This window comes from Yersinia enterocolitica subsp. enterocolitica, assembly GCF_901472495.1.
Classification (GTDB): Bacteria; Pseudomonadota; Gammaproteobacteria; order Enterobacterales; family Enterobacteriaceae; genus Yersinia; species Yersinia enterocolitica.
On sequence record NZ_LR590469.1, the window covers coordinates 2,213,025 to 2,234,014 of the forward strand.

Genomic DNA, 20,990 nt, shown 5'->3' on the forward strand with positions numbered 1-20,990 from the left:
TTATTGCTCCCCGGCTGGGTTTAGTTTTTCCCGTTTTACCTTTATTGCTTCAAATAACCGCGCACATTTTATCGGACTATTGTTCAGAGCAGAGTCAACATAACCCGGTTGTGGTTGTTGTAGTGTGAGTTCGGCTAATATCGATTCTTTCTCCATATCAAACGAATAAAGCCCCGCTAATGAAAGAAGAGTCGCTGTCAGTGTACCCAGTGCCTTCGCCGGTGATGAGTCAGTGTAGAGTTCGTTCGCACTTACCATGATTTTCGCTGCCCGGATGAGTTCGGGTGACAGAGTTTTCATCGCAGCAGACATTTCCAGCCTCGCATATTCCATCAACGCTACTTTATGTGTGTCTTTATAGGGTTTTGCAGAAGCACATAATTGCAGTGACGTGTAATCTTTATCCAACTCCAGCTCTTCAATCAGATGTCCAAATTCTTGTGCCAGCTCTCGCTGTGAAATCCGGCGGATATGTTCGGTTTGCAGCTCATCCGTCATTTCACCGCGCAGACTGCGAAACAATTTGCGCCAACTGCCGTCAGCCTGTTGGCTCTGGTTTTCGGCGTCGCGCTGCTTTTGCTGGCTGCGGGCAATGGACGCAATAATTTCTTCGTAGGTTTCTTCATTCTTCAGGTGTTGCGCTTTCGCCGCTTTAAAATTTTCAAGGGCGGGTGTTACTGGGTGTGGGGTTGTTTGGCTCATCTAGTTATAACTCCGTCTCAGTCAATGTGGAGTCATTTTGCAAGCTCTCACACAACGCCTCAATTAATGCCCGTTGTGCCATTTCCCATACAACACACGCTCTACATCAGCTTAAATAAGGCCATAAAAATAATAGTTTTATAAAAACTGTTCACTACTCTTCACTTTAAGAAAAAAGTATTAATAATCAATAAATAAAAGAGTGAACAGTTCACTTGAAACTATTCACCAAGTGTTCACTACTGTTCACTGGGTTAAAAAGAGCTTTTTCTCTGGCTAGCTAAAAAACCATTCAGACAGAGTGATAATTAACCAATCACTTATACTGTTTTTGCATTAAAATTAATTTTATATTCCAACTACTCCAATGAAATGAGAGTGAAAAATAAGCGAAATAGTCATAGAGGCAAACAAAGGCAAATAAAGGCAAAAGAAGGCAAATGCGGCGAGTTTCTAGGATGAGTTCGGTTTGGTGAGTTTGCTGAACCACACAACAACGGCTTGTTGCATCAGGTAAAAATATTCTCACAATAGGGGGCTACCCAACTGAATCCCAGCAAACCCGGCGGTATATGGCCGGACAACAACAAGGTAGCTTTACATGCTTGCAATGACACAACAGACTTTATCCAATACACCCCCCCCCAATGGCAATACACTACCCGCGTGACCGCTTTATGCGTCTGCCGGAAGTGATTAATACCACCGCCTTATCCCGCTCGACCATTTATGAACTGATTAGCCGTGACCACTTCCCCGCACAGATTTCCCTCGGCGGTAAGAACGTCGCATGGCTGGCCTCTGAGATTGAGGGTTGGATGGCAGAGCGTATTGCTAACCGTCAGGGGGTATCAGCATGATCACCCTAAAAATCGGCGAGCAATTCTTCACTCTGAATGAGGGCGACGTGCAGTACATCGCTGAAGCGTTCCAGATTGCACAGCAACAACCCGGCCTTGCTTTACCCAAGTACCGCAGCCAGCTAAACGGCGTGGTGCAAGTGATGTCGGGCAATACGCCGAGTACGCCAGCACAGGCCAATTTCTACTCCCGTGCTCCTACTCAGCCCAAGCCTGATATTCAGACTGATTGTTAAACCGATGACATTCATCCCGCAAAAAGGGCTTTTCTCTGGCTTGCATTTTTTGCAGGCCTTGCGTTATAGTCGCCGTGCTGTCGCAAAATCGGCAGCCGGGCGTAGGAACCCGTGTTACTTATTGGCGACTCAACACGCGCCATGCGTGTTTTTTTATGTCGTGGCCTCGGCCTACCAGTTTTTTACGCAGTGGTTTCTATACCGCTGTCGTTATCAAGCAATGGTGGCCCAGGCGGGGCAGCCTTCGGGCTGGCCGGTTTCCAATAAGGCCGGTATTCCTACCCCCGTCTGGGCTACCACCCATAAGCGTAGGAACTTCGGTGGTAGCAATAACCAATACTTATTGGAGGCTGCCACTATGGCTACATCCCTCACCCCGTTACACCCGCAATTTATCTACCTGTTTGCTGCTGTTCGTCGTACTGAATTAACGGCGCGTCCCTGCATGTTGCGTACCACCGCCAGCAGTGAGAAGAATGCCCGCCTGCGTTTAACCCGTGACTACATCCTGTCGTTTGCTGGCCGTCTGCCACTGGGGGAAGTCGCATGAATACCCTTGCCGCCCGTTATGACTGTGATACGCAGTACAGCATCCCTCATGCTGATTTCTTACGCCTCCAACATGCACACAATGTCGGTGTGACGTTCCTCGATATGCTGGAAACGCAAAGCAGCCTGTTGCACGGCATTACCCCACCGTCGCCTGAATCGTTCGCCTCAATGGTGGCGCTACTGACTGACCAACTCGGACAGGTAATGAACACCTGCGAATCACAAATCTTATCCCGCATGGAGGCACCTATCGCATGAATACCCTAAATCAATCCTGTTTGCCCGTTGAAGTCCGTACCGCTGTTTATCGCCGTGCGTTAGCCCATGCCTATCTTGATACCTGCGTGTCTCACGGAGTACGCCTTGGTTACTCGCTAGATGAATTGCAAATGGCGATTGCGATGGATATTGAGGGCTATTATGTGCGCCAGCACGGGCCAGAGGCCGGTATGGATATGGCCTGCACCATGCTCAGTGACATGGTTCAGCCGGATATTCTGCTGGCTCCGCCGCGCCTGACGGTACTGGGGCAAAAAATGATGGATGAGCTGTGCCAAGCGCAGATAACTACAACCAGTCAAACCACCCTGCACTGAGGAGAAACAGAGAATGACAACATTAAGCGTTTCACACACCTCACGTGCAGCCACCGGCCAGTGGCCGGTATTGCTCCCGGCGCTCGGTATTCACATCACCGCTGGCGGTCGGGCGCAGCCCTGCCCAATGTGTGGCGGTAAAGACCGTTTTCGCTTTGATAACCTGCAAGGGCGTGGCACATGGTTTTGTAACCAGTGCGGCGGCGGTGATGGCCTGAATTTGGTTGAAAAGGCGCTGGCGGTCACACCCAAGGAAGCCGCCTGCAAAGTAGCCGAGGTGTTAGGGGAGCCGTCACACCCGACATTACCGGTACATGATGCCGGACAGGACGCGCAGGAGAAAGCGCAGGCACGGCAGCGGGCCGCAGAACAGGCCAGACAGTTGCTGACTGTCGCCCAATCACTGGCCGGGAATGCCTATCTGACCGCCAAAGGCTGGCCGGAGCTGGAGGCGCTGACATTACACGGTCAATCGTTGCATGTGGGCGGTATTACCTATCAACCCGGCGACCTGTTATTCCCCCTGACCGACAACACCGGTGAGGTAGTCAACATCCAGTTGATTAACGCCAACGGTGACAAGCGCACACTGGCCGGGGGGCAGGTGAAAGCGGCCTGTCATTTCTTGCCCGGGCGGGACAACGCCGTTATCTGGCTGACCGAGGGCTATGCTACCGGGCTAACAGTGCATCACCTGACCGGGGAAAGTGTTTGTGTTGCGCTCAGTGCTAACAATCTGTCCGCGCTGGCGCAACAGTTGCGTACTCACTACCCGGATGCACTGCTATTGCTGGCCGCCGATAATGACGAGAACGGCACCGGCCAGACCCGCGCAACCGAGGCCGCCCAATTGAGCGGCGGTAAGCTGGCGTTGCCGCCGGTTGTGGGTGACTGGAACGACGTTTATCAGCAGCAAGGCAAACTGGCTACCCTGACCCAGTTACAGGCATTTAATCAGCCGCAACAGCCCAGCCCGTTTGATACGCTCAGTGACGCCGACCTGAAAGCCATGAGCGCCAGTGAAAAGGCCGAGTTGCTGGCAGAGCACTATCAACACTTGTTGGCCGTGCCACAGGTGGGTGAAGACCTGTGCCGATATGAGAACGGGGCGTGGCAGGTGCTGCCGTATCGGTTACTCAGCCGGGAAATTGCCGCCTTGTTCCATAAAATCCGCGCCCCGTTCTCAGCATCAGGGATAAACAGCGTACTCGATACACTTAAGCTGATGGTGCCACAAATGGGAACACCCGCCCGGCACTTGATAGGTTTTCGTAACGGGGTATTTGATACCACTACCGGCCAGTTCAGCGCACACCAGAAAACGCACTGGCTACGCACGGTAAACAGTGTCGATTACACCCCGCCCAAAGCCGGGGAAAATCTGTCCGACCATGCCCCGCACTTTTGGCGCTGGTTAACACGGGCCGCCGGGCAACAACACGAAAAACAGGCGCGTATTCTCGCGGCGCTTTATATGGTGTTGGCGAACCGCTATGACTGGCAACTGTTCCTTGAGGTGACCGGACCGGGCGGCAGTGGCAAAAGCGTGATGGCCTCCATTGCCAGCTTGCTGGCCGGTAAAGACAATACCACCTCAGCTACTATCGATACGCTGGAGTCATCGCGGGAACGTGCTTCTGTGGTGGGCTTCTCTCTGATTATCCTGCCAGACCAAGAGCGCTGGAGCGGTGACGGTGCGGGCATTAAAGCCATCACTGGCGGTGATGCTGTCGCCATAGACCCGAAATACCGTGATGCCTATTCCACTCATATCCCGGCGGTGATTCTGGCCGTCAATAATAACCCGATGCAGTTCAGTGACCGCAGCGGCGGCGTATCCCGTCGCCGGGTTATCCTGCCGTTCCCGGAAGTCATTCCGGCCAATGAGCGCGACCCGCTATTACTGGCAAAAATTACCGGTGAACTGGCGGTGATTGTGCGTCACCTGATGCAGCGTTTTAATGCTCCTAATGATGCCCGTGCGCTACTTGAAGCACAGCAGAACTCGGATGAAGCGCTGGAAATTAAACGCGGTGCTGACCCGCTGGTTGATTTTTGTGGTTATCTGCTGGCGGTTAATACGCCCAATGGTCTGTATATGGGGAATGCTAATATTATTCCGGCCAACCCGCGTAAATACCTGTATCACGCTTACCTGTCATTTATGGAGGCGCGCGGCCATCAACGGCCAATGAGCCTGACCGCATTCGGGCGCGCTGTGCCACAAACCTTGAGCGAATATGAAATAGCCTTGTTGAAGCGTAAGACGAACCAAGGGATGCAAACCAATCTGATATTAAGTGAAGACTGCGAGGCCGACTGGTTGCCTAAATGTGAAGCATATTGAATAAACAGCATCACGATCGTTTCTACCGATCAATATGGCGTTATTGATCTGCCTAACCCATTGGACGCTATCAGTTATGACACTTATAGTTGCGTTGTACAAACCTCATACATCCAACACCGGGGAGCAATGTATCAGTGTGTACTCGGGCCTGCTTGCAGGCCTTTCTTTTATCCCCAACTCTGTCCCACCTATCTTGGCACCTCAAAAATAATCACACCGGCCTAGGCCGGTGTTTTTGTATTAAATGGCCGACTGTTCACAGCAAGTGACCAGTTTGGATAAACTCGTCACTAACTCATCACCACCTAATGCATTGTATTTAAATGATTAAATTCAAAAGTGAACAGTGTGAACAGTTTTTCTATAAATCTTTTTTTTTCGCCAACAGGTATGTAAAAGACCAATATCAAATCGCATTTCTTATTTGCTCGGAAATGACTCACAAAATCCATGACTTCAAGTTATTGGTATACGTTTAGGTATACGAAACAAAGTTGAATTAGATTTTTATCAAAAAAAAACAATAGATTGATTAATATATTCAGCGTCCCCCAGCACTTTTAGTAAGACCGTGCAAGGACTGCACAAGCAAAAACAATGAGTTAGCGACACCGACCAGACGGTGAAACGACTCAAAAAGGACAAAAAAATGCACTTAAAATGCACGTGCATTTGAAAGTGAACCCAGATTAAGCCTCAGACTCACCTCTGAGGCTTTTCTACTTGTAACAAAGTGAAACAAAATAACCTCTTATTTTTAGTGCTAAATCACAAATCCTCCAACGTTTCTGGTTGACCAAATTCAATTCCCACTCAATAATACTGTATATAAAAACAGTTATTGGGTGGGAGTTAAGTCATGGCAATAAATCATAAAGATGAGTTTACCGGGATGCGAGAGCTGACTTCTTTTGATACGGCTCACAGCGCCTTTGGTGAGTTCATCCTCATGCGCTCGTCATTCACTGATACTCTCACCGGATTCAGACAGATTGAACCAGAGCATTACCCAGACCAACAAGTCATGATTCGTTTGGATGCCGCCAAAAAGCTGATTAGTGAATTACAGAGGCGGGTGGACTATATCGAGTCTGGTATTGAAGATGTTAATACCAAAACCCGCTATCACAGCTGAGGGAAAAAATATGCTACGTGTTGAAGTGACCATAGATAAGCTGAACATTAAAAAATTCCCGGTTGGGTACACTAATGCATTGACTGAAGAATTGGATAAACGGCTAGGTAGGAAGTTTGGCGATGTCGATGTCAAAGTCAGATTTGCGGGTGCCGATGGGTTAACAGTGCTGGGTGGAGCTAACGAGGATAAGAAAACGGTCGAAGAGATTTTGCAGGAAACATGGGAAAGTGCTGATGATTGGTTTCAGGCTTAAGTTACTCCCGTCAGGCCGGTAACCTACCGGCCATTATCCCCCTGATATATACCCAGTATTTGTGTTACAAAATATTCGATCTATGATGCTTAAGGAAAATTAAGGTTTTGTGCCCGGAATATTTAATTGTTAGCCTAACCCACTGCTAGCCCATAGAGGGGTGGGTAAACAAATTGCGTGCGAATAGAATATAAGGAAATGCAATTACACTATGCACAATGAGATACTACAAGTTGTAGAAATTGTTCGCCGCATACCCGATTGCGCAACACAACCATTTCTGTGTAAATGCAATGACGATAATCTATATGTTGTCAAAGGAATGCCATGCGTACCAAAAAAACAACTAATGGCTGAGTGGATCTCTGCATGTTTAGCAGACTCATTGGGGCTGTCAATTCCCGAATTCAAAATAGTATACATCGACCGATCATTAACAGAGTTCGTCCCTGAGTGGCGGAGAGAACTTTACGAAGGTTATGCTTTCGCAACAAAATACATATCCGGTGTTGCCCCAATTACATTTACGCAAGCCCACAATAACGTGGACGTGTCCACACAAAAGAAAATTTACCTATTCGATAGATGGGTGAATAATTCAGACAGAACGCTCTCACCAATAGGTGGGAATGTTAACATTATTTTTGATTACCAAAATAATAGGCATTACCTCATTGACCATAACCTAGCCTTCGATCATGATGATCTGGAAAGCGACTTTGAATACCATGTCTATAGTGCTAAGCACCGCTCTTGGGTTTATGACCTTGTTGATAAACAGGAGCAAGAAGATGAAATCTCTCAGGCAAGAACTGTGCTATCTTCAGCTATCGAAGACATTCCTGAAGAGTGGGAACTAGACGACACTGATGAAAATATAGCATTTCTATCTTTTGTTGAGAGTACATTAGATAGAGCCTTAGGTGAAGAGTTCTGGAGTAATATCAAATGACTACGCCATGTCTATACAGCATTGTAAGATATGCGCCCTATGCGGAAACGGAAGAGTTCGCAAACATAGGCGTAGTGTTATGCGCACCTAAAAATCATGCATTCTATTTCAAGTTAACGAAGAGTAATGATGCTCGTGTTAGTGCTTTTTTTCGCGACGATACAATATTCCGCCTCGCAAGAGATGCGGTTGCGCGTGAGCTTAAACTTGCTCAAGAGCAAACAAAAAATCTCAGAACAGCAGACGATATAGCAAACTTTTTTAGTTACCTAACTGCAAGAAAAGAATCAATCTTTCACTTTAGCTCTACTCGCGTGATTCTGGCTCAAAGCCCAGAAAATGAGCTAAATAAAATTTATGATAGATTTATAAACCACTCCGATTATAACAAAGAGCGTAGAGAAGATATTCTCGCAAAGGAGTTAAGACATAGGCTTAACACGCACGCAGAGCTTCGTAACGCCTTTAAACGTGAAACTTTTGGCGGTGACCTAACAAAATTCACGATGCCATTTGTTGCAAAAGATGATGAAAAAGTTCTATGCGCGATCAAACCTCTGGCTTTTGTTCAGAATGAGCCAGGTAAAATGATGGAGCACTGCGACTCTTGGGTTTCAAGGGTTACTCGAGCAGCAAACGAGAATCTTTTAAACTTAACAAGCGTTCTCTTTACCATAGACGGACAAAAAAATCCTACCGCTGTAGAGACTAGAGCAATGGATGAGATACGCCGAACTTTTGAAAAAAACCATATTACTTGTCTTAATCACAATGATGAAAACGCAATAATATCTTTCGCAAAATCAGCAATATAACATCACCTAACCCGGCCCCGCTGCCGGGTTAATGAGATGGTCACCCCCACCCTGTGAGCGGTAAGCTGACAGGGTTTTCTTTTTGGAGGGATCATCATGCAAAACGTTACGCTCATCGGCATCGACCTTGGTAAGAATTCATTCCATATTCATTGCCAGGAAAAACACGGCAACACATTATTACGCAAGAGGTTTTCCCGCATTCAACTCACCCAGTTTCTCGCCACCTGCCCGCCTTGCATTGTCGCGATGGAGTCCTGTGCCGGGGCCCATTTTATGGCCCGTCATATCAGCCAGTTAGGGCATCAGGTCAAACTCATTTCTCCGCAGTTTGTCCGACCCTTTGTTAAAAGTAATAAAAATGATTTCATCGACGCTGAGGCCATATGCGAAGCCGCTTCCCGTCCCTCCATGCGCTTTGTGACACCCAGAACCGAAGACCAGCAGGCCATGTCGGCTCTGCATCGTGTCCGCGATGCACTGGTGAGGGAGCGGGTCAAAGCCACCAAAAATGCATGCTTTTTTACTTGAGTTTGGCATAAGCATGCCACGCGGTATTGCGGTGATAAAACGACTGGCGACTGTGCCTGAGGAGCACGAGCTACCGCCTTATTTGGTGCGACTGCTCACCCGACTTCATCAGCATTATGGCTATCTCTGTGAACAGATCGAAGAAATCGAAAGAGAGTTAAAAAACCATCTGGCCGATGATGAAACAGCACAACGCCTGCTCACCATTCCCGGTATCGGGACAATCACTGCCAGTTTGCTCGCCACCAAACTGGGAGATGGGAAAAACTACCTCAGCAGCCGGGATTTTGCTGCGTCAACGGGATTAGTACCCCGCCAATACAGTACCGGCGGGAAAAGTACCCTGATGGGCATCAGCAAGCGGGGGGATAAAAATCTGAGACGGCTACTGGTGCAGTGCGCGCGGGTCTATATGCAACGGCTGGAGTATCAGTCAGGACGACTGGCGGAGTGGGTTAATGGGCAACTGACACGACATCACTCGAATGTGGTGGCCTGCGCATTAGCGAACAAACTGGCGCGAATAGCCTGGGCAGTCACCACACAAGGAACCGTCTTCAGTAAATAAAAGAGCCAACAGTAAATCTACTGTCAGCTCAATGAGTTACCAAGTGACTTTCTGGTTTTGCGACGACTGATTATTGATGACATGAACGGCACAGCGGCCTGATGATGAACCTGACACAAAAAATGGCTCTTTGAAGCCGACGGGTTTTTTAAGGTTCATCAGGTGCGGAACTCATCATGGCGCGGACATTTTTGTCCACCAGACGCCGAATAGATTTAAGCAAGCCCATCATAAATCAAAATCGGTGTTGCAAAAACGGGGGTGACCATAGATTTTTGTGTCTGTAGTAGTCACAAGGATATCCGCCTGAAGCCAGAGACAATTGGTATACGCTAAGATAGATACCAATGGACGTATACCAATTAAGGGAAGAACCATACATGGCAAGGATAACACGCCCCCTCACCCCCACCGAAGTACAAAAAGCAAAAACCATCGACAAAGACCTGGCTCTCCATGATGGAGATGGCTTATTTTTGTTAGTCAAAACCACCGGTAAGAAAATTTGGCGCTTCCGCTATCAGCTTCCTAACAGGAGTAAACACACTGGTGTCACCCAGCTCCCGGTTAATATTTACTTAAGCATGAATAATAAGAGACTTTATGAATAACACTCATAACCTTCCTAACCCCGCAGAGTCGAATAATGAATTGCGAGTGTGGCAGGTTTTAAAATCACCAAAACTTATGACCCGTGAATGTCTCGCTGGTGTTGTGACAGCGTTGGCACTGGTACCGGAAGTTATCTCATTTTCAGTCATTGCAGGAGTCGATCCTAAAGTGAGTTTGATCGCCTCCATCGTCCTTTGCTTCACGCTTTCCATCCTTGGAGGCCGACCTGCCATGGTATCCGCGGCGGCGGGTTCGGTTGCTTTGGTGATCGGCCCGATGGTTCACGCACACGGCGTAGAATACATATTGCCAGCGGTAATTTTGGCTGGGATAGTTCAAATCCTTTTCAGCCTAACAGGCCTGTCGCGCATGATGCGCTATATTCCTCGTTCGGTCATGATAGGCTTCGTTAATGCGCTCGGTATTCTGATATTTTTTGCTCAGGTACCGCATATTTGGGGCCATTCAAGTCTGGTATGGGTTATGTTTGCCGTTACCCTTATCATTGTTTTACTGCTCCCGCGCATACTGAAAAGTGTACCCTCACCACTGATAGCCATCATCGTTGTTACCCTGGTAGCTATTCTGATGGGCTATAGATTACCCAATGTGGGCGACGAAGGAGCAATGAGTGCCGATTTGCCCAGCTTCACTCAGTTACTTGTTCCACTCAACTGGCAAACCTTCCAAATAGTATGGCCCACCGCGTTAAGTGTCGCTTTCGTCGGTCTGATGGAGTCTTTGTTAACAGCAAAGTTGGTCGATGACATTACCGATACACAATCCAGTAAACGCCGGGAATCCTGGGGTCTCGGTGTTGGCAACATTCTCGCGGGTTTCTATGGTGGTATCGCGGGTTGTGCAATGATTGGTCAAACTATCGTCAATGTGGAATTAGGCAAAGCACGTAGCCGGGTATCTACAGTGGCGGCCGCGGTGGTGTTACTGGTATTGGTTACTGGCCTAAGCAAGTTGCTGGCACAAATCCCAATGGTCGTGCTAGCAGGTATCATGATGGTTGTCGCGGTGAAAACCGTTAACTGGCACAGCCTGCAACCGGCCACACTTAAACGAATGCCTTGGTCTGAAACGCTGGTGATGGTGTTAACCGTTCTGGTTACAGTTTGGACCAGCAATCTTGCGTTGGGTGTACTGGCGGGCGTTATTGTTGCCATGATCCTGTTTGCTCGCCGTATCGCGCATGTGATTTATGCAGAGCGTACCCTGAGTGATGATGGCAAAAGTGTACGTTATACCGTGCACGGCCCCTTATTTTTTGCCAGCAGTAATGACTTGTTCGAGCACTTCGACTATGCGCACGATCCTAAGCGAGTCATCATTGACCTTACACATGCGCAGATTTGGGACGCCTCCACGGTAGCCGCACTGGATGGCATTGAGTATCGCTATCAAAGATATGGTGCAGAAGTCATTATTGAAGGGTTAGATACGCGCAGCAGTGATTTTTATAGCCGTCTCAGCGGAAATTTGAGGTAACGATATTGACCACAGCAGCCCACCTTGGTGGTGGGCTGAATTTAACTACATACAATAGTTATCAGCAATCCGAATACGACCCTAATCTATAGCCAAGCTGTTCAATCGATTGCTTTAATGCTGGCGACGTCAATATTTCCAACTCAGTAAGTCGTGGATAGCAGTAACCGCTGGTCATCAGAATTTTGTCGATAAAGGCCGGGTGACACATCACCTCAATGGTATTAATTCCATTTTGATCCGCTTTTGCTAACAACTGCAAAAAAGACTGTTCTGTCAGATTCTCGCCATAAAATCCGGCATCAAACCACTCGGTGCTACGGGGACTATTCAGCACCATGCCCTGCTGTTGCGCCTCATGGCGATCAATACGTAATGGTAGTGATTTTTCGTGGGCAAAAGATTCAATCAACGGATAAATCTGAGGCAACATATGGACATGATGATGGCTATCAACATGAGTTGGTGGGCGGCCAAACACAGCGACGAATTTGTTAAATTGCGCAGTCAATTCTTGGGCAATTTCATCTAAATTTAACTCACCCGCTTCGGCCCGCGCCCATAGCCATTTACCCAATTCACCCTTGGCATCCACCAATGATGGCATGGCAGTTAAGGGCCGACCGTAAGTCAGAACAAAGTGCATACCTACTGGCAATGCAGGGTTTTGCTTGCTCAGTTCCGCCGCATGATAGATCTCTGCACAATTCATCATGGCAGTGGTTGATGAAACAATACCATGCCGAAATGCTTCAATAATTCCGTAATTTTGGCCTTTGCATAGACCAAAATCATCAGCATTAACAATAAGTAACTTTTCCATTGAGGGTGCCTTATCGGTCTATTCCGGGAGACAATATCAAACCGGAAACTAATCGGATAATCCGTCTCTGACGCAGTTGAATTTCTTGCGGTAATTTCCTGGCGTAAAAGAGGTCAATTTCTTGAAGTTTTTGATAAATAACGTGGTATCACTGTATCCCGCTTCGAAAGCAATATCGGAAACAAAATAATTCGTCATTTCGAGCTGGGTTTTGGCAAAATTAATTCTGATTTCATTAATAATCTGCATTGGCGTTTTCTGATAATAACGCCGAGTGGCACGAGTCAAGTATTCTTGAGTTTTTCCCGACAGCGCAATCATGTTTACCAATGCTTTCTCACCAAACATCGATTTATCATGCATTTTGTCGATACTGTTTTTTAACCACTGCGGTATGTCATCGTTAGTTTCAGTCTCTTTATAATGGCTGATACGGTTAGTCACATAGAATGTCAGCAGTTCGACCAATTCTGTCAGCTCATCTTCCCTAAAATGTGGCGCAGAAATAGCTGATTCAATATAAGAAAGAAAATCACCTTTCAGGCGATAAGCCTGCGAAGCCACAATAGGCCGGGAGAGTAAATGAGAATAGTGCTCTTCAAAGAAAGATTTTCTAATCCCAACGTTTAATATTCGCGTGGCACCAAAATCATAGAAACTTTGATGATGAGAACCCATGGGGATAAAAACAAAATCGCCACGTTCTAAAAAAACGCGCTTACCATTAATCTCCTGATAACACATGCCAGTTAATATCAGAGTGTATTCATAGTAATCATGTTGGTGTAAGCCTGTCGCGCTCTCCGTTTTGTTATAAATAAACAGATGGAATTCTTTTCCGTTAAAAAAGTCTTTTTCACGTACTAATCTGACTTCCATCTTATTTACCTTCACTCTCTTATTTTAAAAACCAACAGCCACTTGTATCGATTAGCTTATTTTTTGATGTAATTCAATAAGTTCTGAAATCAACTCTCGGGCTAACATCGCATTCATCAAATGATCCTGGGCATGCACTAATACCAACGTGACTCGAGTTTTCCCCTCACCTTGATCGGCTTCAATAAGCTGAGTTTGTACCAGATGCGCTTCGTTCAATGCCTTGCGCGATTGTGCCATCAGCTCTTCTGCTTGGGTAAAATCGCCTGTTTTGGCATGTTTCAATGCTTTATAGGCCAAACTCCGGGCTTGCCCTGCGTTGATAATCAACCCCATGACCACATCTTCAAGTTCATCGATAGGTTGCACATCATCAACGATCTTATCTAAATCAAACATACTGTTGCTACTCCGTAAATTAAAGCCGTTAATTAAAGCCGTTTTGCCTTGCAACATCCGCAAACCAATAACCACTTTTCTTTATGACCCGCGATTGATCTGCGATATTCAATCGCACTAATCCATAACGATTTTTATAAGCATTAAGCCAAGACCAGCAATCAATAAAAGTCCACAGATGATAGCCTTTACAATTGCAGTCCTCTTGCAAGGCTCGATGTAACCATTTTAGATGCTCGCGAATGAACTCAATGCGATATTCATCCTCAACCCGGCCTGATGGGGTGATAAATTGCTCTTCGCCCTCAACCCCCATGCCATTCTCAGAGATATAGCAGGGAATATTGCCATAATTCTGTTTCAGGTCTGTCAGAATGTCATACAACCCTTTTTCATAAATTTCCCAGCCACGATGCGGATTAACTTTCCGCCCCGGCATCTCATAAAAGCTAAATAAATCTTCTGGCGTTTTTACCTGCCTCTGAGGGGTTGGAATATCTTTCGCCTTGACTCTTCTTGGCTGGTAATAGTTAACGCCTAATAAATCAACGACGCCATTAGCAATAAGTTGGCAATCGCCGGGTTCGATCTTGGGTAGCAAGTCATACTCACGCAACAATGCAATCAGTTCGTCAGGGTAAGTACCTTTAGTGACGGGATCGAGAAAGCTACGATTAAGTAGCAGATCGGCGTGATTTGCAGCCACACTATCGGGAATACTATCAGAGCGAGGGTACGTTGGGGTGAGGTTCAAAATGATGCCAATATCACCACCCTGCTTCAGTTCCCGATAGTTTTCAACGGCTTTGGCATGAGCCAGGACACTATGGTAGGCCACAGTTACCGCTCGGTTAAAATCTACCACACAAGGATAATGTAAGTCGTTCAGATAGCCAGCTTCAACCGGCACCACTGGCTCGTTAAAGGTAAACCAGTGTTTTACTCGGTCACCAAACAAGGTAAAGCAGATTTTGGCATAGCGTGCATAAGCATCAACCACCGCACGGCTTTCCCAACCGCCTTTCTCTTGCATGCACAACGGCATATCAAAATGGTAGAGGTTGATAAATGGCGTGATGCCATTTGCCAGCAAGGCGTCAATGATCGCGTTATAAAAGGTGACGGCTTTAGGATTAAGCTCGCCGTCACCGGTTGGGATCAGTCTCGACCATGAAATCGATGTCCTGAAAGTATTATGACCTAATGCTTTTAACAGCAATATATCCTGCTGATAATTATCGTAAAAGGTGGAGGTGTTTTCCGGGCCAATTTGGCCATGAAAACGTTCTGGTGCGATGTCATACCAATAATCAAAGATATTCTGGCTTTTACCATCCCGCAATGACGCCCCTTCAGATTGGGTTGCAGAAGTGGCACTACCCCACCAAAAATTCTCGGGAAATTGATATTTCATTCCAGCCTCCAACCTCATACGTTAAATGGGTTTTACCATTAGAATTTCAAGCTATCTGCTATTTCTTCTTCGCTTTGAACTTCACTGTCTATCGCGTTTTGTGCTTTATTGGCAATAATCACAAAGGGTAGATAAATCATTGTGGCAATACCAAGGTTGAACAAACTTAATAGCATCGCCGCAATACTGCCGTTGGTGTTAAAGAAAGCCCCCAATCCGACAGGCATGGTCCAGGGTGCAATATTGGTGATTGGCGGAATAAAACCGGTGTAATACGCAATTGAAGTGATAATGGCTAATACCGGTTGAACCAGGATAAACGGAATAAAGAACAGCGGGTTCATAATAACCGGTAAACCAAACAGAATTGGTTCGTTAATCTGGAAAATACTGGCTGGAGCGCCCAGTTTTGCCACCTGACGATAATCTTCACGGCGAGAACCAATAAAGATAGCAATAACCAGCCCCAGTGTTGCCCCGGTTCCGCCGAGGAAGATATAGGAATCAACAAAAGGTTTGGCCCACATATGGAATTCTTTGCCAGCAGCCAAGGCCGCAGCAACCGAGCCATATTGGGTATATGTCGCCACGTTTTCCAATGCAAATGGCATCATAATGCCACTTTCCAATGCAGATAATGCCATCGCACCGTGTATCCCGAAGAACCACAACAGTGAAGAGCACATCACATACACCCAACCTACAACACTGCCCATCTTAGAGAGCGGAGCTGAAATGGTGTCCATAATGATCTGATGGAAGTTGGTGCCATGCAATCCAAGGGCATAGGCAATCACCCCCATGATGGACAGAATGATAAAACCAGGAATCAGTGCAGAGAAAGAACGAGAAACGGAAGTCGGGACACTGTCTGGCAGGCGGATAACCCAGTTACGGCGCACGATAAAGGCGAAGACCTCTGCCACCACCAAGCCGATAATAATACCGGATATAATATTTGCACCACCTAACCAGTTGGCACCTACCGCATAGGCATCGCCAACACTGTATGGGGTCACGGTCATAAAGGCAGCAATCGCCAGCAGTGCTGAAGCCAGCGGATCGACTCTTTTCTCTTCAGCCAGAGCCATACTGATAAAGAATGGCGTCATTAACGACATGATACCGAGAGTACCGTTGTAAACGTTGCCGCCTATCGCTTTAAAACCATTGAGCGTGGTGATGGTATCGGCGTCTAACCGAACACCCATCGAGAAAAAGAATGACCCTTCACCAAAACTCAAGAAAACGTTATTGATAAGTACAAACATAGCACCCGTCAGGGTTAGCGGCATCAGCCGAATGAATCCATTCTTGATGGCATTAATATGTTGCTGTTTGCCAATTTTAATGGCGAAGGGCAATATGGCCCTTTCCAGAGAATTAATAAATGCGCTCACAGTGCTCCCCTTATTGTTTTGCTTTTTTTATTGCGGCAACAGCAGCTTTTAATACCCCTAAACCATCGACCTTGCCGTACAGGATAGAATCAATCACTTCGACGGGTTTGTTAGGGAACATTTTGGTGACTTCAGGCAACATATAAGCAATCTGTGGCCCTAAGAGGATCACATCGGCTTCAATCCCATGCTGCGCGGCCAGTGCTTCCGGGTAAGCATTGATAATCACTGGCACTTCATACTTCTCTGCTTGTACTTTCATTTTGGAAACCAGTAATGAGGTAGACATACCGGCAGAACAAAATAGATAAATTTTTTTCTTTTCCATACCCAACACCTTTTGATGTTCAAAAGACACAAGTTATTCATATGCCAGTACAATGGTGAATTCCCTTTACCTGTACTTTATCGTGCCCCTTGCCCAGCCCCATTGTTTCTGGTTGTCGGCAGTATACGGAGTTGACAGCCAATCCAGTAATTCAAGCATAGCAATAATCGTCTAATATTGACTTTTCACATTGATAGCCTTCACATTTCTCAGTTATTACAATGTGATGGTTATCGCAAAATGGTTATTTTTTTGCTCGGCGAATTAAGTTTAATTCATTTTATTTCATATAGTTAGTTATTATTAGCTGATTTTGGCATAGCGAGGCACTACGATAAAATCGATTGAAATCGATAAAAGAATAAATTAGGAAATCTTATTGGTTTGATAATCGTTTCATCCAAACTTTCTCACTTTTTCGGCAGGTTCAGCGCAACAGCTTTATTCGTGAAGCGAAGAGCATGGCCGCCATCCTCCCCATACGGCCAATACGCAGTTCTTTAGGGGAAAAAATAGCCGATTCCGACTTAATACTCTAAAGTTAACAGGTGCTTGCCTATTTATGGAGTGACTAATGACGTTATTCGAAAATAAAACACCAGCCTCTCGACTGCATTTTCAACTATTAAAATTACTTTTGCTGAGTGTGTTTGTCTCGGCATCCGCTATCGCCGCCCCAGCCCCCACAGTGACAGTAACTGAGCTACAAGATGGGTTGGATCACCCCTGGTCACTGGCATTTCTACCGGATAATGGGGGGATTTTGATCACCGAACGTTCCGGGAAACTTCGGTTATGGCAACAGGGAAAACCGTTGTCAGAACCCTTAAAAGGCGTGCCTGCGGTTTATGCTAAGGGGCAAGGTGGCTTATTGGAAGTCGCATTATCACCTAAATTTGCCCAAGACAGGCGCGTCTACCTCAGTTTTGCTGAAGAGGGAAAGGACGGAAAAGCCGGTACTGCGGTGGGCTATGGTCGCCTTAATCCGCAAGGCACAGCTGTTGAGAACTTCACGGTTTTCTTCCGCCAACAGCCCAAGTTATCAACCGGCAACCATTTTGGCGGCAAATTAGCTTTTGATAAGCAAGGGGATCTTTTTATCACTTTGGGTGAGAATAATCAGCGCCTGACCGCTCAGGATCTGAGCTTGCACCAGGGTAAAATTGTGCGTCTAACCCCTGATGGTAAAGTGCCGAAAGATAATCCCTTTGCCAATCAGTCACCGGCAAGACCCGAAATTTGGTCTTATGGCCACCGTAATCCACAAGGGTTGGCGCTTAATCCATGGAGTGGCGTGATGTGGTCCAATGAACATGGGCCGAAAGGCGGCGATGAAATAAACATCCCAATAGCGGGAAAAAACTACGGCTGGCCACTGGCAACACAGGGAGTGAACTATTCCGGTTTGCCGATCCCTGAAGCGAAAGGTACTCATGTCGATGGGACTGAACAGCCTGCCTATTACTGGGAAAAATCACCAGGTATCAGTGGGATGGCATTTTATGATGCCGACCGATTCCCTGCCTGGCAGCATTCACTGTTTATCGGTGCATTAGCGCAAAAAGAGTTAATTCGTTTACAACTGGATGGCGATAAAGTCATGACTGAGGAGCGCCTGTTGGGTGATCGTGGCGAAAGAATCCGCGATGTACGCATCGGGCCTGACGGCTATGTTTATCTGTTGACGGACGAGAGCGACGGTAAGCTACTCAAAGTCGGTCTTGCGACTAACAATTAGCTTAGTGGCCACAAATTTCCAAAGAAAAAGCCGGATAATATTCCGGCTCAGACTGCTGACAAAATTAATAAGCGGGGAAATGTGCCGAATGGGTTCCTATTTATTTAAAATACAAGTGGCGTAAGCCGTCGGAGCGCCCATCGGTGCAGTCGCCCCGCCACTCTCGGTGCGACAAAATGGGTTTGTCATTAACCTCAGCCGGATAATATTCCGGCTTTTTTATTATCACTGACGAAGCTTATCTTGGCAGATTACCGCGCCGAAGAAGCCTGCCATAAATTGAGCTGCCCATCGGTAACATGCTGATCAATCGCGCACAATTCCTCGGCGCTAAAGTTAAGATTATTGAGAGCGGCACAGTTTTCCTCTAGTTGTTCTGGCCGGCTGGCACCAATCAAAACCGATGTGACGCGGCTATCTTTCAACAACCAGCTTAATGCCATTTGCGCCAAAGACTGCCCACGTTGTTCAGCTAATTCGTTCAACAATTTGATGCTACGCAGATTGGCTGCTGACAACATAGTTTCTTTGAGCGAACCGCCCGCTTCTTTTTTCATGCGGGAATCATCAGGAATACCATTGAGATATTTCCCGGTCAGCAATCCTTGTGCCAAAGGTGTAAAAGCAATACAGCCGACACCTTGTTTATCCAAGGTATCTAATAGGTTTGTCTGTTCAACCCAACGATTGAGAATATTATAAGAAGGCTGGTGAATAAGCAGAGGAATTTTCCATTGCTGTAATAACTCCACCATTTTGGCTGTTCGCTCAGAAGAATAGGATGAGATTCCAACATATAATGCTTTACCACTTTGTACTGCCTGAGCTAAAGCTGATGCTGTTTCTTCCATTGGCGTATTTTCATCAACACGGTGCGAATAGAAAATATCCACATAATCCAGTCCCATACGTTTTAGGCTTTGATCCAGACTGGCCAGCAGATATTTCCGCGAGCTGCCTGTGCCATAGGGGCCGGGCCACATGTTATAACCGGCTTTAGTCGAGATTATCAGTTCATCACGATAAGGCTTAAAATCATCTTGTAGCAACTTACCGAAATTTTGTTCTGCCGATCCTGGCGGTGGGCCATAATTATTCGCTAAATCGAAATGGGTAATTCCCAAGTCAAAGGCTTTGCGCAATAAAGTTCGCTGCGATTCTAATGTATTGTTAAAACTAAAATTATGCCAAAGTCCAAGTGACAATGCGGGAAGCTGCAAGCCGCTTTTTCCACAAAAGCGATATTGCATTTGGTTGTATCGGGAAGGATCTGCGTTGTAAAGCATGATGGCTCTATCTCCGTTTATTGTATTTTTGAAACAGCATTCCTATTTTAACGCCTTCCTCCACCACTGCAAGTAAACCCCTCTGATTGCAAAAATTCTTACTCTACATTCCTGATATCAGAATGATCTCATAACTTATTTGTACTACAATTATTACCACTCTAGTGAATAACTATGGAGGGCTTTTTATGACTGCAATCGATGTAATGTGGGTTGGGCTAGGTGGAGGGATTGGCTCATTATTACGATGGTGGATTGGGCTCGGTGTTGGCAAAATATATAAAGGTAATTTTCCCCTCGGCACTTTTCTAATTAATATTTCGGGTGCATTTGTCATTGGTTATCTAAGCATTCTTTTTAGTGTCGACTGGCGCGACCGCTATGGTGATCTCATAAATGCCGCCGTGTTAACCGGTATTTTAGGCGGTTATACCACTTTCAGTAGCATGCAATTAGATGCGGCAAAACTATCTACAACCCGGGGCAGAGCTATTGCTGCTGGATATCTGATTATTTCTGTATTAGTCGGTTTAGCTGCGGCCGCATTGGGTGCATGGCTGGCTTATTAATCAGAGGGCCAATTTATTAATCGGATAAGATTATTAATTGGAGAGCGTTGTTAATCGGAGATAATTGTTATGCCGAATCTTATTATTTTAGTTTTTGTTGGTGGGGCTTTTGGTGCCATGTGTCGTGAATTTATTATGTTATCAGTTCCACGACTGGCAGATGGCTTCCCGATGGATATCTTTGTAGCCAATATCATCGCCGCATTTTTATTAGGGTTAGCCACCTCTTTCTTTAAAAACGGTAAAATTAATCAATATGTCCATCTGATGGTGGGTACCGGTATTATGGGTGGTCTTTCAACATTTTCTAGTTTCGTATTTGGTGCCGTTGAAATGATGAAAAACCCTGGTGAGGTTTTAGTCTCAATTTGCTACCTGGTTGTCAGCCTGATTGTTGGTTTTATCGCTGTTGAATTTGGTTTAATGGTGGGGCCAAAAGAGAAACCTAAGGATCCACAAACCGCCACGCAATAAGAAAATGCAGGGTATCTT

At 46.3% G+C, this 20,990-nt stretch carries 22 protein-coding genes and 2 pseudogenes; 16 read left to right on the forward strand and 8 right to left on the reverse strand.

Annotated features, from left to right (window positions below):
- The gene (locus tag FGL26_RS10470) at window positions 1-702 is read right to left on the reverse strand and encodes a hypothetical protein (protein ID WP_005172881.1); all 702 of its coding nucleotides are present in this window, start codon (window positions 700-702) and stop codon (window positions 1-3) included.
- 647 nt (window positions 703-1,349) lie between these two features.
- Between FGL26_RS10470 and FGL26_RS10475 the strand changes: the two genes are divergently transcribed.
- The 13 genes and pseudogenes from FGL26_RS10475 (at window position 1,350) to FGL26_RS10535 (ending at window position 11,662) form a co-directional block, all read left to right on the forward strand.
- Window positions 1,350-1,562, forward strand: coding sequence for a helix-turn-helix transcriptional regulator (locus FGL26_RS10475; protein WP_049607928.1), 213 nt, complete (start codon window positions 1,350-1,352; stop codon window positions 1,560-1,562).
- The gene (locus tag FGL26_RS10480; protein ID WP_005172887.1) at window positions 1,559-1,798 is read left to right on the forward strand and encodes a hypothetical protein; all 240 of its coding nucleotides are present in this window, start codon (window positions 1,559-1,561) and stop codon (window positions 1,796-1,798) included. Before FGL26_RS10475 ends, FGL26_RS10480 begins: the two co-directional genes overlap by 4 nt.
- Before the next feature lie 4 nt (window positions 1,799-1,802).
- Window positions 1,803-2,348, forward strand: a complete 546-nt coding sequence (locus tag FGL26_RS10485) for a host cell division inhibitor Icd-like protein (protein WP_005172890.1) — start codon at window positions 1,803-1,805, stop codon at window positions 2,346-2,348.
- The gene (locus FGL26_RS10490) at window positions 2,345-2,608 is read left to right on the forward strand and encodes a hypothetical protein (RefSeq protein WP_005172893.1); all 264 of its coding nucleotides are present in this window, start codon (window positions 2,345-2,347) and stop codon (window positions 2,606-2,608) included. Before FGL26_RS10485 ends, FGL26_RS10490 begins: the two co-directional genes overlap by 4 nt.
- The gene (locus tag FGL26_RS10495; protein ID WP_005172896.1) at window positions 2,605-2,946 is read left to right on the forward strand and encodes a DUF5375 family protein; all 342 of its coding nucleotides are present in this window, start codon (window positions 2,605-2,607) and stop codon (window positions 2,944-2,946) included. The genes FGL26_RS10490 and FGL26_RS10495 overlap by 4 nt, the downstream gene beginning before the upstream one ends.
- Window positions 2,947-2,959: 13 nt before the next feature.
- Window positions 2,960-5,293, forward strand: a complete 2,334-nt coding sequence (locus FGL26_RS10500; RefSeq protein ID WP_032912806.1) for a primase-helicase zinc-binding domain-containing protein — start codon at window positions 2,960-2,962, stop codon at window positions 5,291-5,293.
- A gap of 862 nt (window positions 5,294-6,155) precedes the next feature.
- Window positions 6,156-6,431 carry a hypothetical protein gene (locus tag FGL26_RS10505; protein ID WP_005172909.1) on the forward strand — a complete coding sequence of 92 codons (276 nt, stop codon included), beginning with the start codon at window positions 6,156-6,158 and terminating at the stop codon, window positions 6,429-6,431.
- Window positions 6,432-6,441: 10 nt separating this feature from the next.
- A complete protein-coding gene (locus FGL26_RS10510; protein ID WP_005172911.1) occupies window positions 6,442-6,687 on the forward strand; it encodes a DinI-like family protein in 246 nt (81 codons plus the stop codon).
- Window positions 6,688-6,898: 211 nt separating this feature from the next.
- Window positions 6,899-7,639, forward strand: coding sequence for a HipA family kinase (locus tag FGL26_RS10515; protein ID WP_005172912.1), 741 nt, complete (start codon window positions 6,899-6,901; stop codon window positions 7,637-7,639).
- Window positions 7,636-8,454, forward strand: coding sequence for a DUF3037 domain-containing protein (locus FGL26_RS10520; protein ID WP_005172915.1), 819 nt, complete (start codon window positions 7,636-7,638; stop codon window positions 8,452-8,454). Before FGL26_RS10515 ends, FGL26_RS10520 begins: the two co-directional genes overlap by 4 nt.
- A 96-nt stretch (window positions 8,455-8,550) precedes the next feature.
- Window positions 8,551-9,553: pseudogene (locus FGL26_RS10525) on the forward strand (IS110 family RNA-guided transposase).
- A 380-nt stretch (window positions 9,554-9,933) separates the two neighbouring features.
- Window positions 9,934-10,110: pseudogene (locus tag FGL26_RS10530) on the forward strand (integrase arm-type DNA-binding domain-containing protein); the annotation flags it as partial.
- A gap of 46 nt (window positions 10,111-10,156) precedes the next feature.
- A complete protein-coding gene (locus FGL26_RS10535; protein WP_005172929.1) occupies window positions 10,157-11,662 on the forward strand; it encodes a SulP family inorganic anion transporter in 1,506 nt (501 codons plus the stop codon).
- Window positions 11,663-11,723: 61 nt separating this feature from the next.
- Here FGL26_RS10535 and chbG read toward each other — a convergent pair whose 3' ends face one another.
- The 6 genes from chbG to FGL26_RS10565 are packed head-to-tail and all read right to left on the reverse strand — an operon-like array spanning window position 11,724 to window position 16,905.
- On the reverse strand, window positions 11,724-12,485 hold the full coding sequence (gene chbG, locus FGL26_RS10540; RefSeq protein WP_005172932.1) for a chitin disaccharide deacetylase: 762 nt from the start codon (window positions 12,483-12,485) through the stop codon (window positions 11,724-11,726).
- A gap of 48 nt (window positions 12,486-12,533) precedes the next feature.
- Window positions 12,534-13,379, reverse strand: coding sequence for a transcriptional regulator ChbR (gene chbR / locus FGL26_RS10545; RefSeq protein ID WP_255265352.1), 846 nt, complete (start codon window positions 13,377-13,379; stop codon window positions 12,534-12,536).
- A 36-nt stretch (window positions 13,380-13,415) separates the two neighbouring features.
- The gene (chbA, locus tag FGL26_RS10550; RefSeq protein ID WP_005172939.1) at window positions 13,416-13,763 is read right to left on the reverse strand and encodes a PTS N,N'-diacetylchitobiose transporter subunit IIA; all 348 of its coding nucleotides are present in this window, start codon (window positions 13,761-13,763) and stop codon (window positions 13,416-13,418) included.
- Between the two features lie 28 nt (window positions 13,764-13,791).
- Window positions 13,792-15,177 carry a glycoside hydrolase family 1 protein gene (locus FGL26_RS10555; protein ID WP_005172941.1) on the reverse strand — a complete coding sequence of 462 codons (1,386 nt, stop codon included), beginning with the start codon at window positions 15,175-15,177 and terminating at the stop codon, window positions 13,792-13,794.
- Between the two features lie 38 nt (window positions 15,178-15,215).
- Window positions 15,216-16,577, reverse strand: coding sequence for a PTS N,N'-diacetylchitobiose transporter subunit IIC (gene chbC, locus FGL26_RS10560; RefSeq protein ID WP_005172943.1), 1,362 nt, complete (start codon window positions 16,575-16,577; stop codon window positions 15,216-15,218).
- Between the two features lie 10 nt (window positions 16,578-16,587).
- Complete coding sequence (locus FGL26_RS10565) at window positions 16,588-16,905, reverse strand: PTS sugar transporter subunit IIB (protein WP_005166429.1); 318 nt, start codon at window positions 16,903-16,905, stop codon at window positions 16,588-16,590.
- A gap of 574 nt (window positions 16,906-17,479) precedes the next feature.
- Between FGL26_RS10565 and FGL26_RS10570 the strand changes: the two genes are divergently transcribed.
- Window positions 17,480-18,643: a PQQ-dependent sugar dehydrogenase gene (locus tag FGL26_RS10570; protein ID WP_005172946.1), complete on the forward strand. Its 1,164-nt coding sequence runs from the start codon at window positions 17,480-17,482 to the stop codon at window positions 18,641-18,643.
- A gap of 251 nt (window positions 18,644-18,894) precedes the next feature.
- On the opposite strand, the gene mgrA is transcribed toward FGL26_RS10570, so the two are convergent.
- On the reverse strand, window positions 18,895-19,929 hold the full coding sequence (gene mgrA, locus FGL26_RS10575; RefSeq protein ID WP_005172949.1) for an L-glyceraldehyde 3-phosphate reductase: 1,035 nt from the start codon (window positions 19,927-19,929) through the stop codon (window positions 18,895-18,897).
- 188 nt (window positions 19,930-20,117) lie between these two features.
- Between mgrA and FGL26_RS10580 the strand changes: the two genes are divergently transcribed.
- A complete protein-coding gene (locus tag FGL26_RS10580) occupies window positions 20,118-20,498 on the forward strand; it encodes a fluoride efflux transporter FluC (RefSeq protein ID WP_005172952.1) in 381 nt (126 codons plus the stop codon).
- A gap of 69 nt (window positions 20,499-20,567) precedes the next feature.
- Entirely contained in the window at window positions 20,568-20,972 is a 405-nt protein-coding gene (gene crcB / locus FGL26_RS10585) for a fluoride efflux transporter CrcB (RefSeq protein WP_005172954.1), read from the forward strand.
- Window positions 20,973-20,990 lie beyond the last annotated feature (18 nt).